We start from the raw sequence: 12,221 nt of genomic DNA, 5'->3' as shown, positions 1-12,221 counted from the left end.
ACCCGACAGCGCAACGCGCTGCCGGATGATTGTCGTGGGTACTTAAGCCAGAACGGCTTTAGCTTTCTCGACAATCGCAGCAAACGCCGCTTTTTCGTTCACTGCCAGGTCAGCCAGAACCTTACGGTCGATTTCGATCGACGCCTTTTTCAGGCCAGCAATCAGACGGCTGTAAGACAGACCGTTGGTGCGGGCACCGGCGTTGATACGAGCGATCCACAGTGCGCGGAACTGACGCTTCTTCTGGCGACGGTCGCGGTAGGCGTATTGGCCTGCCTTGATGACTGCCTGCTTGGCTACGCGGAATACGCGCGAGCGTGCACCGTAGTAACCTTTAGCCAGTTTCAGAATTTTCTTGTGACGCTTACGAGCGATAACGCCGCGCTTTACACGAGCCATGAGTAACTTCCTCTATCTTTGACCGAAATTAACGTACGCGCAGCATGCGCTCGACTTTTGCCACGTCAGACGGGTGCAGCAAGCTGGCACCGCGCAGTTGACGCTTACGCTTGGTCGACATTTTGGTCAGGATGTGGCTCTTGAAAGCGTGCTTGTGCTTGAAGCCGGTAGCGGTCTTCAGGAAGCGCTTTGCAGCACCGCTCTTGGTTTTCATTTTTGGCATGTTGGAACTCCGCATTCGATAAAATTACACATAATCATCAGGCCTGCCGTGCCCGGGAGATTACTTCTTTTTCTTGGGGGCGATGACCATCATAAGCTGGCGTCCTTCCATCTTCGGATGCTGTTCAACGGCGCCGTATTCGGCGAGGTCAGCTTCGACCCGCTTCAACAGCTCCATGCCCAGCTCCTGGTGAGCCATCTCACGGCCACGGAATCTCAGAGAGATCTTGGCCTTGTCCCCATCAGTAAGGAAACGTACCAGGTTGCGTAGTTTTACCTGGTAATCCCCTTCCTCCGTCCCTGGACGAAACTTGATTTCTTTGATCTGGATCTGTTTCTGGTTTTTCTTGGCTTCGTTGGCCTGCTTCTTCTTCTCGAAGAGGTGCTTGCCGTAGTCCATCACCTTGCAGACAGGTGGTACCGCATCTGCAGAGATTTCCACCAGATCCAGCTTCGCTTCATCAGCGATACGAAGCGCTTCATCAATCGAGACGATGCCAACCTGCTCGCCGTCAGCGCCAATTAACCGAACCTCGCGTGCCGAGATATTCTCGTTGATCGGGGCCTTCGGTGCAGCTCGTTTATCGTTTCTCATTTCACGCTTAATAGTCATTACTCCGATTCTTGGCGACCACGCCGGGAAACCGCATGCGACAGGAGCTCAGCGAATTGCGCGACGGGCATCGAGCCCAGGTCTGCGCCTTCGCGAGTACGCACTGCGACGGTTTGCGTTTCGACTTCGCGATCCCCTATAACCAAAAGGTACGGGACCTTGAGCAAAGTATGCTCGCGGATTTTAAAGCCGATCTTCTCATTTCTCAAGTCCGACTTGGCACGGAATCCGCTACCGTTCAGTTCCTTTTCCACCTGGAGGGCGAAATCGGCCTGTTTGTCGGTGATATTCATGACCACCGCCTGGGTCGGTGCCAGCCACGCTGGGAACACACCGGCGTAGTGCTCGATGAGCATGCCGATGAAACGCTCGAACGAGCCGAGGATGGCGCGGTGCAGCATCACCGGGCGCTTGCGCGCGTTGTCTTCGGCGATGTAGCTGGCGTCCAGGCGCTCTGGCAGGTTCGGGTCGTACTGCAGGGTGCCGCACTGCCAGTTACGGCCGAGGCAGTCACGCAGGGTGAACTCGATCTTCGGGCCGTAGAACGCGCCCTCGCCTGGCTGGTATTCCCACTCCAGGCCCGATTCGTTCAGGGCGTCGGCCAAGGCGCCTTCGGCACGGTCCCACAGCTCTTCGGAGCCCACGCGCTTGGCCGGGCGGGTCGACAGCTTCATGGCGACGTCAGTGAAACCGAAGTCCTTGTACACATCCAGGGTGAGCTTGATGAAATCAGCAGCTTCCTTCTTCACCTGATCTTCGGTGCAGAAGATGTGCGCATCATCCTGCACGAAGCCGCGCACACGCATGATGCCATGCAGGGCACCGGACGGCTCGTTACGGTGGCAGGCACCGAACTCGGCCAGGCGCAGCGGCAGGTCGCGGTACGACTTCAGGCCCTGATTGAAGACCTGAACGTGGCACGGACAGTTCATCGGCTTGACCGCGTAGTCGCGGTTTTCCGACGACGTGGTGAACATGTTCTCGGCATAGTTGGACCAGTGGCCGGAACGCTCCCAGAGGATGCGGTCGACAACCTGCGGCGTCTTGATTTCCTGGTAGCCGTTTTCGCGCTGGATCTTACGCATGTACTGCTCGAGCACCTGGTAAACCGTCCAGCCGTTGGCGTGCCAGAACACCATGCCTGGGGCTTCTTCCTGCAGGTGGAACAGGTCAAGCTGCTTGCCGATCTTGCGATGGTCGCGTTTTTCGGCTTCTTCGATGCGCTGGATGTAGGCGGCCAGCTGCTTCTTGTCAGCCCAGGCGGTGCCGTACACACGCTGCAGCTGCTCGTTCTTGGCATCGCCACGCCAGTAGGCGCCGGACAGCTTGGTCAGCTTGAAGGCCTTGAGGAAGCGGGTATTCGGCACGTGCGGGCCACGGCACATGTCGACGTATTCTTCGTGGTAGTACAGGCCCATGGCCTGCTCATCGGGCATGTCCTCGACCAGGCGCAGCTTGTAGTCTTCGCCACGGGCTTGGAACAGTTCGATGACTTCGGCGCGCGGGGTCATCTTCTTGACCACGTCGTAGTCTTTCTCGATCAACGCCTGCATGCGCTTTTCGATGGCAGCCAGGTCTTCAGGGGTGAAGGGGCGCTCGTAGGCGATGTCGTAATAGAAGCCTTCGTCGATGACCGGGCCGATGACCATCTTGGCGGTCGGGTACAGCTGTTTCACCGCGTGGCCGACCAAGTGGGCGCACGAGTGACGGATGATCTCCAGTCCCTCTTCATCTTTAGGGGTGATGATCTGCAGGGTGGCATCGTGGGTGATCAAGTCGCAGGCGTCGACCAGCTTGCCATCGACCTTGCCGGCCAGAGTGGCCTTGGCCAGGCCAGCGCCGATCGAGGCGGCAACATCGGCTACGGATACCGCGTGATCAAACGCGCGTTGACTGCCATCGGGAAGAGTAATAACGGGCATGGCGCCTCCTCTCCTAGTGGTGACCCCTACCAAAGGTCACGTGGGTTGGGATGAGCCAGTACAAGATCCGACCTGCCTTCCACACGGGAAGCCTGCCTCACAGTGGCAGAAGCCTTTCGGCTTGCCAGGGGGACCTGAGTGACTGGAAAGTAAAAAGATAGCTGCAAGCCGCACCTGAGCAGCTGCAAGCCGGGCATGCTAGCACGCAGCTTAGGCGGCAGGCAGAAATATTTGGAAATTACGCCGTTTGGGTGAACTAACGCGGAAAATTTCCTATCAGACTTTGGGAAGCAACCTACTCTTGATGAGACCTTAACCCAAGGAGTGTCTGGTTATGAGATTTACGTCTCTTCTCGCCGCGTGTGCCGCGAGCGCCCTGCTGCTGCCGCTGGCTGCCAACGCAGGGGATTTCCCGCCTGGCAAGGAGAAGGCCTACATGGCTCAGTGCCAGCAAGTAGCTGGTGCTCAAGGCGTCGACGCCGCCACCGCGACCAAGCATTGCTCGTGCGGCGCGCAAGCCATCAAAAAGAATTTCACCGACAAGGAAATCGAAGACCTCGACAGCAAGGATGGCGTGGACGCCAAGCTGATGCAGAAGGCCCAGAGTGTGGTACAAGCCGCCTGCAAGCCGAAATGACCCGTGCGCGGGCTACTTTGCAGGCATTATTTGTCCTGGATCAGTATCCTGCGAAGGTAAAAGGCGCTACATGCGCAGAATTAGACTATGATGTTGTCCGTGCTCCGTAGCCTCGGCCACATTGCACCACTGAAAAACTAAATGTTCTGGAGATTCACCCATGTCCAATCGCCAACAAGGCACCGTCAAATGGTTCAATGATGAGAAAGGCTACGGCTTCATCACCCCAGCAGGCGGCGGCGACGACCTGTTCGTACACTTCAAGGCCATCGAATCCGACGGCTTCAAGAGCCTGAAAGAAGGCCAGACTGTTTCCTTCGTCGCCGAGCGCGGCCAGAAGGGCATGCAGGCTGCACAGGTTCGTCCGGAGTAATTCGGATAGCTGTAAAAAAACCCGCCCTTGTGGCGGGTTTTTTTATGGCTTCGAGTGGGAATTGGACTGCCTTAAAAAAGCGGGACACTAATCCAATCCGTAAAGGCAGCCCATCGGATGCAGTGCTGCCGGTACTGTGATCAACCGCAGTTCACGCGGGTTACCACACCACGCTCATCCACATTCAGGTTCAAACGCTCGGAGCGGTATTCCAACGTAACCACATCGTGCGGCTTGAGGATGCGCGCCATTTGCGAACCGCTGGCCTTGCGTGCTTGCTCGAGCAGCTCGGCAGTGCCCTGCTTGCCGATGGCGAAGTCGGCGCCACCGGCCTCGCAGCGGCCATCGTTGCCGGCGGATGCAGCCGGGGCGGCAGCACCAGAGTTGCCACCAGTGCTGCAACCAGCCAGCACAGCAGCGACCAGCAGGGTTGCCAGGGAAGCACGGGTACGGAACATGAATCCTCCTAAATCGATCTGGGAACTGTCTGATCCGACACTTCCACCAGGAATTTGTTGCAAAACCGCCCAAGTCTGCCTGAACTTGGCGCTACAGGCGAAAGGCAATCGTGACCGGATTTTGCATCACACGCCTGGTTTGCATCATCGGTTTTTTTATTCTTAAGTCGCAGGGCCATTGACGCAAAGTCATGATTTACTTTAAGAAGTGCAGGCACAGTGCCTGCTGCGAACACCAGGGTCGGGTGTTCGCCCCTCCACCCGGGCCCCACACGAGAGCCTTTCATGAGCCACCACAGCATTGACGCCGACATCAAGGTCAAATGGGCCGAGGGCCAAAGCGCCTACAGCCCCAGCACCCCAGAAGAGCTGGTACTGATCGCCCTGGACCTGCTGGTACGGGACCTGGGCAGTGAGGCGGCGCGCAGCTTCATCGACCAGGTGTTCGAGCGCTACACGCCGCACGCCGCTATTGCAATCGAGCCAGACGCGCGCTGAGCAGGTCGAAAAAGCCCTGAGCGTCACCCTCGCCTATCCACAGTACATTGGCGGGCCGCTTGAGCACGCCGTACCAGTCGGCGACGGTCTGGCCGAACGTCGGGCCTTCGCGACTGTCGATGCTCATGTAGACCCGCCGCCCGCTGAACAACTCAGGCTTGAGTAGGTAGGCGATGACGCTGGCGTCGTGCACCGGGCCGCCGGGCATGCCGTACAGGTCCATGTCGTGGGTGACATAGGCGTTGAGGATGTCCACCACCAATTTGCTGACGTGGTTGTTCACCGCTGCCAGTTGCTTGAGCCGGGCATCGCTGGTGAGCAGCTTGTGGGTGACGTCCAGCGGCAGGTAGGTCAACGGCACGCCGCTGGCCAGCACCACTTCGGCAGCATGGGGGTCGGCGAACAGGTTGAACTCCGCCCCCGGGGTGATGTTGCCGCCATTGAAGTGGGCGCCGCCCATCACTACCACTTCCTTGATGCCTTTGGCGATGTCGGGCCGCTGAATGAGCGCCAGCGCCAGGTTGGTCTGCGGGCCGAGCATGGCAAGGGTGATGCTGCCGGGCTCGGCAGCGCCCAGGGTGTCGATCAGGTATTGCACGGCATTGCCCGGGGCCAGGGGCTTTTTCGGCTCATGCACCTGCACACCGGTCAGGCCTTCCTCGCCATGCACCTCGGCGGCGTAGATTGGTGTGCGCACTAGCGGCCGCCCTGCCCCAGCGTATACCGGGATATCTTCGCGGCCAGCCCATTCGCGGGCCAGGCGTGCGTTACGCGAGGTCTTGTCCAGGCGCACATTGCCGGCGACGGTGGTGATGCCGCGAATGTTCAGCTCATCGGGTGAAGCCATGGCCAGAAACAGCGCGACCACGTCGTCGGCACCGGGGTCGGTGTCGATGATCAGGTCGCGGGGGGCGGCCTGGAGGGAAGTGGTAGCGGCTGCAGCCATGAGGGTAAGTCCTTGTAGCAGGGGTTTGAGCATGGGGCACTCCTGTTGCCTTGGCGGTGGATCAATCAGGGCCGCATTGCGGCCCTATGGCCGGCTTGCCGGCGAACGAGGGCGTAGCCCTCGCCTTCTAGAAGGTCACCCCGGATATCAGGGCAATGTTGCTGTAGGGCTGGCATTCACCTGTACGCACCACAGCCCTGGCACTGCGCGAGAGCACCTTGAATTCCTCATGGCTCAGCCATTCACGCTTGCCCAGCTTGCCGCGCAGCCGCTCGATTTCGATCAGCCCTGGCGGTACGACCTTTTGCATCTCTTCGGCCAGCACATGGCGCTCTACCTGCATCTCGCTCAGTATTGCGCGCAACACGCTGGCAAAGTCCGGGATGCCTTGGGTCAAGGCCAGGTCTATCAGCTCGACGCCTGGCGGTACCGGCAACCCGGCATCACCGATCACCAGAATGTCGCCATGGCCCAGCCCGGCAATGGTCCGCGACAGGGCAATGTTCAGCAGCGCGGTCTTTTTCATGGGGTCAGCTCCGCCAGGGTCGGGATCGAAGGCTGAGCGCCGGCGCGGGTGACGGACAACGCTGCGGCGCGCTGGCCGAAGGTGATCGCTTCGCCCTCCTCCAGGCCCTGAACCAGCGCTGCCGCGAAACCACCGACGAAGGTGTCGCCGGCTGCCGTGGTGTCCAGTGCCTGAACCTGGGGTGCCGGGAAATGCCGGCTGCCCGCACGGCTGACGAACAGCGCACCCTGTGCCCCCAGGGTGACGATGACTTTGCCGGCGCCCAGCTGCAGCAGGTGCTCACCGGCGCGGCGGGCGCTGGCCAAGTCATTGACCGGCTGCCCGGTCAGCGCCTCGGCCTCGCTTTCGTTGGGGATGAGGTAATCGATATGGGCGAACCACCCAGGCGGCAGCGGACCGGTGGCGGGCGCCGGGTTGAGGATGACGGCCTTGCCCAGCTCACGCCCCCTGGCAAGAACCCAGTCAACGGTCTCGGCGGGCACTTCCAACTGGCAGATGATCACTTCGGCCGCCTGCAGCAAGGCATCGAAGCGCTGCGCGGAGGCCGGCGTCAGCAGGCCGTTGCCGCCCGGAATGATGACAATGCAGTTCTGGCTGGCGGCATCGACGGTAATCAGCGCCACGCCGCTGGACACCCCCGGGCATACACTCACCGCCTGGCAATCGACCCCTTCCACGGCCAGCGCCTGGCGCAACTGCTCGCCATAGGCATCGTCACCGACGTTGCCGACCATCGCCACACTACCGCCCAGGCGCGCCACCGCCACCGCCTGATTGGCGCCCTTGCCGCCAGGGACGGTAAAGAAGCTTTCGCCAGCCAATGTCTCGCCGGCACGCGGCAGCCGCTGGGCACGGGCCACCAGGTCCATGTTGAGGCTACCGACCACCACTACCTTGGCACTCATGACGATTTCCTTAGCGGTAATCATTGAACAGGTCCGGGCGCGGCCCGGTGGATTCACGCAGCACGATGCGCGGTGCAACGATGCGTTGCTCCACGGCATCACGGCGCGGTGTAGCGATGCGAGACAGCAGCAGCGCCGCGGCACTTTCCCCCAGCTCGCGGATCGACTGGCCCACCGTGGTCAGCGGCGGGTAAACGTAGCGGCTCAGCTCGATGTCATCGAAGCCAATCACCGACAACTCCCCCGGCACGCTGACATTGCGTTCGGCAGCAGCGCGCAGCACGCCGAAGCCGATCATGTCGTTGCCGGCGAAGATCGCCGTTGGCCGCTTGCCATCGAGCAGTTGCGCCGCCGCCGCATGGCCGCCAGGGCTGGTGAAATCGCAGTGCAGAATGTGATCGCCTTGTACGGCAACGTGGGCTTCGGCCATGGCCCGATGGAACCCAGCAAGGCGCAGTTGGGTGACGCCGGTTTCGGCAGGGCCGCCGATATAGGCGATGTCGCGGTGGCCAAGCTCCAGCAGGTGACGGGTCGCCAGGTAGGCGCCCTGCTCGTGGTCGATGCGCACCAGGTCGGCATCCACCCCCTCCAGTTCGCGGTCGACGATGACCATTGGCGTGCGCACGCCGGCCAGGCTCTGCAGCAGGTCGCTGTCCTCGCCCACCGAAGCAACCACCAGGCCGTCGATGCGCTTTTCCAGCAGCACGCGCAGGTAGCTACGCTGCTTTTGCGGATTATCGTCCGAGTTGCACAGGATCACGCAGTAGCCGTTACGCTCACAGGCATCCTCGATGCCTCGGGCCAGCTCGGCGAAGTACGGGTTGACGCTGTTGGGCACCAGCAGGCCGATGGTGGCCGTGCTGCGCGCCTTGAGCGAACGCGCCACCGCGCTGGGCACGTAGTCGAGCTCGACGATGGCCGCCTCGACCTTCAGCCGCACCTGTTCGCTGACCGGGCGGGTCTTGTTCAATACATGGGACACCGTGGTGTAGGAAATACCCGCGAGTGCCGCGACATCTTTGATGGTTGCCATGTCTTCAGTTCCGCCGGCCTGCACGCCGGCTACGGTAAGTGTCGAGCACCACGGCGATGACGATCACCGCCCCGGTGATGATGCGCTTGGTCGGTTCTGAGGCGCCGATCTGCGCCAGGCCTGCTGCCAGCACTGAAATGATCAGCACGCCGAAAAAGGTACTGATCACCGAGCCGCGCCCCCCCATCAGGCTAGTGCCGCCGATGACCACGGCAGCGATCACTTGCAGCTCCAGGCCGGAGCCTGCATTAGGGTCGGCGGCCTCCAGGCGCGAGATCTGAAACAGCGCGGCCAGGCCCGCCAGCAGGCCCATCAGTGCGAACACCAGCACCTTGTACGGGCGCGGGTCGATGCCGGCCAGGCGCACGGCCTCTTCGTTGGTGCCAATGCCGATCAGGTGACGGCCGAACACGGTACGGGTCAATACCAGTTGGGCAAGGATGATCACCAGCAAGGCAATGATGAATGCCGGCGAAATGCCGAACGCGAACGGATTGGAGAACCAGGCGTAGGCATCGCCGATGTAGGCGGTGCGCGAGTCGGTAAACTGATAGGCCAGGCCGCGAGCCATCTCTAGCACGCCGAGCGAGACAATGAACGAGGGAATGCGCCAGGCCACAGTGACGGCACCGGTGATGCTGCCCGCCACGGCAGCGATGGCCATGCCGAGCAAGGCGGCGGGCAGCACACCCCAGCCCCAGCCAAGAATGGCCACACTGACCGTAGAGGCCGCCAGTGCCAGCACCGAGCCGACCGACAGGTCGATGCCGCCAATGATCAGCACGAAGGTCATGCCCACGGCCAGCACCATCAGGTCGGGAATCTGGTTGGCCAGGGTGCTGAATGTGGCGTATGACCAGAAGTGGCTACTGAGCAACGAAAACAGCACGATCATGGCCAACAAGGCACCCGCCAGGCCCAGGTAGGTGCCCAGCCCAAGGTAAGTAGCGCTACGGCGCAGCGCCTTGCTGCCGGAGGTTTCGAGAGGTGTGGTCTTCATGCATCCATCCTGGGTACTGGGTCATGCAGCAGTGCGTCACGTTTCTGATAGCCGGCGAAGGCGGCGGCCAGGAGCTGGTCCTGGCTCCAGTGGTCACGCTCGAAGGTGTCGATCAGGCGACCGGCCGAGAGCACGGCAATGCGGTCGCAGATCAGCATCAGTTCGCGCAGGTCGCTGGACACCACCACCAAGGCCTTGCCCTGCCGCGCCAGCTCAGCCAGCAAGCCGTAGATGTCGAACTTGGCCCCCACGTCGATGCCGCGAGTCGGCTCGTCGAACAGCAGCACCTGGCAGTCGCGCTCCAGCCAGCGGCCAATCACGACCTTTTGCTGGTTGCCACCAGACAATTCACCGACCGTTTGCGCCGCACTGGCGCTGCGGATACGCATGGCGTCGACCTGACGCTCGGCCAAGGCCTTTTCGGCCTGGCCATCGACAACACCCAGGCGGGACAACCCAGCAAGGTTGCCCAAGGCGATGTTGGCGCTGATCGACTGCGTCAGCAGCAGGCCTTCACCTTTGCGGTCTTCGGTGATCAGGGCAATGCCCGCCTTGACCGCCGCCTTGGGCGAGTCAATCTTCACTGGCCTCAGGGGCTGGCCAAGCGCAATGCTGCCACTGTCGGCACGGTCGGCCCCGAAGATCAGCCGCAGCAACTCGGTGCGCCCGGCACCGATCAGCCCGGAGACGCCGAAGATCTCCCCCGCCCGCACCTGCAGCGACACGTCCCGCACCTTGTCACCCCGGCACAGCCGGTCGACCTTGAGTAACGGCGCGCCGATCTGACGGCGGCCCAGGTCAATGTGCTCGCCCAGCTCGCGCCCCACCATCAGGTTGACCAGCTCGGCGCTGTCATAGCGCTGGATAGGCTCGTCGCACACCAGCCTGCCGTCGCGCAGCACGACGATGCGTTGGGCAACGCGCTGCAGTTCCTCCAGGCGGTGGGAGATATACACGATGGCCACGCCACGCTGGCGCAGGCGCTCGATCTGGGTGAACAGCAGCTCCACTTCACGGGCGGTGAGCATGGCCGTGGGCTCATCGAAGATCAGCACATGGCAGTCGCCGATGAGGTTGCGGGCGATCTCGACCATTTGCTGATGGCCGATGCCCAACTCGCCAACCGGAGTGTTCGGGTCGATGGCGTCCAGCCCCACCTGGGCCATGGCGGCCGTGGCCAACTGGCGCAGGCGCTTGTGGTTGATCCAGCCGAAGCGGCTGGGCAGGTTGTCGAGGAACAGGTTCTCGGCCACGGTCAAGGTGGGCAGCAGGTTGAGCTCCTGCATGACCATCCGTACGCCCAGGCGCTCAGCTTCGCTACGGCTGCCCGGCGCATAGGCCTGGCCGCGGTAGGTCATATGACCGGTGGAGGGGGTTTCCAGGCCGCTGATCAGCTTGGACAGGGTGCTCTTGCCCGCCCCGTTTTCGCCGGTCAACGCCAGCACCTGACCCGCGCGCAGGGCCAGGCTGACGTCACCAAGCACCGGCTGGGCGTAGGTCTTGCCCAAGCCGCTGGCGGCAAGCACCACTTCATTGGCCGATGCAGGCATGGCCACCTCTCCTGGCCGTCAAGGCTTGGTGATGAGTTTGACCGGGGTCTGGATGACGTTATCGGCGTCCACGCCCGGTTGTTCGCCCTTGAGCATCTTCAGCGCCGCCTGGATGCCAAAAACGGCCTGCTGGCTGGCAGCCTGATCGAGCGTGGCAAGCACGCGGCCATCGTCGAGCATCGGTTTGATGGCATTGATGTTGTCGTAACCCACCACTTGCACCTGGCCGGCCTTGCCCGCGGCGCGCACGGCCGAAACGGCGCCCAGCGCCATGCTGTCGTTGCCGGCCAACAGCGCCTTGAGGTCAGGGTACTCGTTGAGCATCGAGGCGGCGACGGCATTGCCCTTGTCGATCTCCCAGTTACCCGACTGCACCGAGACGATCTTCATCTGGGCAGCGTCCATGGCGTCCTTGAAGCCCGCGGTACGCTGCTGGGCGTTGGTGGTGGTCGGCACGCCTTCGATGATGCCGACCTGGTCACCGGCCTTGAGTTTTTCCTTGGCCAGGTACTCGCCTACCAGGCGTGCACCCTTGCGGTTGTCGGGGCCGACAAAGGGTACGTTGATGCCCTTGCTTTTGAGCAGTTCCGGGTCGAGGCGGTTGTCGATGTTGATGACGATGACGCCTTGGTCCATGGCCTTCTTGACCGCCGAGACCAGTGCCTTGGAGTCTGCAGGGGCGATGACCAGGGCCTTGGCGCCTGAGTTGACCATCTGCTCGACAATGCGGATTTGCTCGCCGGTATCGGTTTCGTTCTTGATACCGTTGGCAATCAGCTCGAAGTCGTTGGGGTTGGCCTTCTGGTAGTCCTTGGCGCCATCTTCCATGGTGCGGAAGAATTCGTTGGCCAATGACTTCATGACCAGGGCTACCTTGGGCGTGTCCTCTGCGTGTGCGGCCGACAGCGGCATGGCGAGGGAAAGAGAGGAAATGACGGCGAGCGCCAAAAGACGACCGGGGAACGGCAGTTTCATGGAAGATGACTCCGAATCTTGTGGTTTTTATCGGATAGCAAACGTTTGCGTTGAACAACTATGGAAACAGGACCTGATTTTGTCAAATCCGTTTCGCTTCCGGGGCCGCGTCGTACTTGGCGCAGATTATCTGAGATTTTTCCGAAAAACCGAACAGGTTTTCC

Annotated in this window: 15 protein-coding genes; 3 read left to right on the top strand and 12 right to left on the bottom strand. The window is 61.6% G+C overall.

Going from position 1 to position 12,221, the window contains the following annotated elements; translation table 11 throughout:
- Positions 1 to 42 precede the first annotated feature (42 nt).
- From rplT to thrS, 4 genes are read right to left on the bottom strand one after another with little or no spacing between them, the layout of a single operon-like run.
- Positions 43 to 399: a 50S ribosomal protein L20 gene (gene rplT, locus L6D80_RS24265; protein ID WP_003250671.1), complete on the bottom strand. Its 357-nt coding sequence runs from the start codon at positions 397 to 399 to the stop codon at positions 43 to 45.
- A gap of 28 nt (positions 400 to 427) precedes the next feature.
- On the bottom strand, positions 428 to 622 hold the full coding sequence (gene rpmI / locus L6D80_RS24260) for a 50S ribosomal protein L35 (protein WP_054903661.1): 195 nt from the start codon (positions 620 to 622) through the stop codon (positions 428 to 430).
- Positions 623 to 682: 60 nt separating this feature from the next.
- Positions 683 to 1,234 (bottom strand): translation initiation factor IF-3, encoded by a 552-nt coding sequence (infC, locus tag L6D80_RS24255; RefSeq protein ID WP_176515932.1) that lies wholly within the window; start codon positions 1,232 to 1,234, stop codon positions 683 to 685.
- Positions 1,234 to 3,156, bottom strand: coding sequence for a threonine--tRNA ligase (gene thrS, locus L6D80_RS24250; RefSeq protein ID WP_176515934.1), 1,923 nt, complete (start codon positions 3,154 to 3,156; stop codon positions 1,234 to 1,236). The genes infC and thrS overlap by 1 nt, the downstream gene beginning before the upstream one ends.
- A 334-nt stretch (positions 3,157 to 3,490) precedes the next feature.
- Between thrS and L6D80_RS24245 the strand changes: the two genes are divergently transcribed.
- Both L6D80_RS24245 and L6D80_RS24240 read left to right on the top strand, forming a co-directional pair.
- Positions 3,491 to 3,793 carry a hypothetical protein gene (locus tag L6D80_RS24245; protein ID WP_176515936.1) on the top strand — a complete coding sequence of 101 codons (303 nt, stop codon included), beginning with the start codon at positions 3,491 to 3,493 and terminating at the stop codon, positions 3,791 to 3,793.
- A gap of 160 nt (positions 3,794 to 3,953) precedes the next feature.
- On the top strand, positions 3,954 to 4,166 hold the full coding sequence (locus L6D80_RS24240) for a cold-shock protein (RefSeq protein ID WP_003250656.1): 213 nt from the start codon (positions 3,954 to 3,956) through the stop codon (positions 4,164 to 4,166).
- A gap of 140 nt (positions 4,167 to 4,306) precedes the next feature.
- Here the strand turns inward: L6D80_RS24240 and L6D80_RS24235 are convergent, their stop codons facing one another.
- Entirely contained in the window at positions 4,307 to 4,624 is a 318-nt protein-coding gene (locus tag L6D80_RS24235) for an I78 family peptidase inhibitor (RefSeq protein ID WP_054903664.1), read from the bottom strand.
- Between the two features lie 285 nt (positions 4,625 to 4,909).
- Here L6D80_RS24235 and L6D80_RS24230 point away from each other — a divergent pair, with 285 nt between their 5' ends.
- Positions 4,910 to 5,122 carry a hypothetical protein gene (locus tag L6D80_RS24230; RefSeq protein ID WP_054903665.1) on the top strand — a complete coding sequence of 71 codons (213 nt, stop codon included), beginning with the start codon at positions 4,910 to 4,912 and terminating at the stop codon, positions 5,120 to 5,122.
- Here the strand turns inward: L6D80_RS24230 and L6D80_RS24225 are convergent.
- From L6D80_RS24225 to L6D80_RS24195, 7 genes are all read right to left on the bottom strand, one after another.
- Positions 5,094 to 6,101, bottom strand: coding sequence for a nucleoside hydrolase (locus L6D80_RS24225; protein WP_176515938.1), 1,008 nt, complete (start codon positions 6,099 to 6,101; stop codon positions 5,094 to 5,096). The two genes, L6D80_RS24230 and L6D80_RS24225, sit on opposite strands and share 29 nt — an antisense overlap.
- A 94-nt stretch (positions 6,102 to 6,195) precedes the next feature.
- Complete coding sequence (gene rbsD, locus L6D80_RS24220) at positions 6,196 to 6,594, bottom strand: D-ribose pyranase (RefSeq protein WP_054903667.1); 399 nt, start codon at positions 6,592 to 6,594, stop codon at positions 6,196 to 6,198.
- On the bottom strand, positions 6,591 to 7,499 hold the full coding sequence (gene rbsK / locus L6D80_RS24215; RefSeq protein ID WP_176515940.1) for a ribokinase: 909 nt from the start codon (positions 7,497 to 7,499) through the stop codon (positions 6,591 to 6,593). Before rbsK ends, rbsD begins: the two co-directional genes overlap by 4 nt.
- Before the next feature lie 10 nt (positions 7,500 to 7,509).
- Positions 7,510 to 8,532: a LacI family DNA-binding transcriptional regulator gene (locus tag L6D80_RS24210; protein ID WP_054903669.1), complete on the bottom strand. Its 1,023-nt coding sequence runs from the start codon at positions 8,530 to 8,532 to the stop codon at positions 7,510 to 7,512.
- 4 nt (positions 8,533 to 8,536) lie between these two features.
- Complete coding sequence (locus tag L6D80_RS24205; RefSeq protein ID WP_176515942.1) at positions 8,537 to 9,532, bottom strand: ABC transporter permease; 996 nt, start codon at positions 9,530 to 9,532, stop codon at positions 8,537 to 8,539.
- On the bottom strand, positions 9,529 to 11,082 hold the full coding sequence (locus tag L6D80_RS24200) for a sugar ABC transporter ATP-binding protein (RefSeq protein WP_176515944.1): 1,554 nt from the start codon (positions 11,080 to 11,082) through the stop codon (positions 9,529 to 9,531). Before L6D80_RS24200 ends, L6D80_RS24205 begins: the two co-directional genes overlap by 4 nt.
- Positions 11,083 to 11,100: 18 nt before the next feature.
- On the bottom strand, positions 11,101 to 12,057 hold the full coding sequence (locus L6D80_RS24195) for a sugar ABC transporter substrate-binding protein (protein ID WP_054903671.1): 957 nt from the start codon (positions 12,055 to 12,057) through the stop codon (positions 11,101 to 11,103).
- Positions 12,058 to 12,221 lie beyond the last annotated feature (164 nt).

It is taken from the genome of Pseudomonas ceruminis (assembly GCF_021602025.1).
GTDB classification, from domain to species: Bacteria; Pseudomonadota; Gammaproteobacteria; order Pseudomonadales; family Pseudomonadaceae; genus Aquipseudomonas; species Aquipseudomonas ceruminis.
This window is presented reverse-complemented; position numbering and strand designations above follow the sequence as displayed.

Excerpts from the sequence above, each read along its gene's own strand:
- L6D80_RS24245 (WP_176515936.1), top strand. The coding sequence starts at position 3,491 with ATGAGATTTACGTCTCTTCTCGCCGCGTGTGCCGCGAGCGCCCTGCTG.
- L6D80_RS24230 (WP_054903665.1), top strand. The coding sequence starts at position 4,910 with ATGAGCCACCACAGCATTGACGCCGACATCAAGGTCAAATGGGCCGAG.
- L6D80_RS24235 (WP_054903664.1), bottom strand. The coding sequence starts at position 4,624 with ATGTTCCGTACCCGTGCTTCCCTGGCAACCCTGCTGGTCGCTGCTGTG.
- L6D80_RS24205 (WP_176515942.1), bottom strand. The coding sequence starts at position 9,532 with ATGAAGACCACACCTCTCGAAACCTCCGGCAGCAAGGCGCTGCGCCGT.
- rplT (WP_003250671.1), bottom strand. The coding sequence starts at position 399 with ATGGCTCGTGTAAAGCGCGGCGTTATCGCTCGTAAGCGTCACAAGAAA.
- rpmI (WP_054903661.1), bottom strand. The coding sequence starts at position 622 with ATGCCAAAAATGAAAACCAAGAGCGGTGCTGCAAAGCGCTTCCTGAAG.
- L6D80_RS24210 (WP_054903669.1), bottom strand. The coding sequence starts at position 8,532 with ATGGCAACCATCAAAGATGTCGCGGCACTCGCGGGTATTTCCTACACC.
- L6D80_RS24200 (WP_176515944.1), bottom strand. The coding sequence starts at position 11,082 with ATGCCTGCATCGGCCAATGAAGTGGTGCTTGCCGCCAGCGGCTTGGGC.
- L6D80_RS24195 (WP_054903671.1), bottom strand. The coding sequence starts at position 12,057 with ATGAAACTGCCGTTCCCCGGTCGTCTTTTGGCGCTCGCCGTCATTTCC.
- L6D80_RS24240 (WP_003250656.1), top strand. The coding sequence starts at position 3,954 with ATGTCCAATCGCCAACAAGGCACCGTCAAATGGTTCAATGATGAGAAA.
- rbsK (WP_176515940.1), bottom strand. The coding sequence starts at position 7,499 with ATGAGTGCCAAGGTAGTGGTGGTCGGTAGCCTCAACATGGACCTGGTG.
- L6D80_RS24225 (WP_176515938.1), bottom strand. The coding sequence starts at position 6,101 with ATGCTCAAACCCCTGCTACAAGGACTTACCCTCATGGCTGCAGCCGCT.
- infC (WP_176515932.1), bottom strand. The coding sequence starts at position 1,234 with ATGACTATTAAGCGTGAAATGAGAAACGATAAACGAGCTGCACCGAAG.
- rbsD (WP_054903667.1), bottom strand. The coding sequence starts at position 6,594 with ATGAAAAAGACCGCGCTGCTGAACATTGCCCTGTCGCGGACCATTGCC.
- thrS (WP_176515934.1), bottom strand. The coding sequence starts at position 3,156 with ATGCCCGTTATTACTCTTCCCGATGGCAGTCAACGCGCGTTTGATCAC.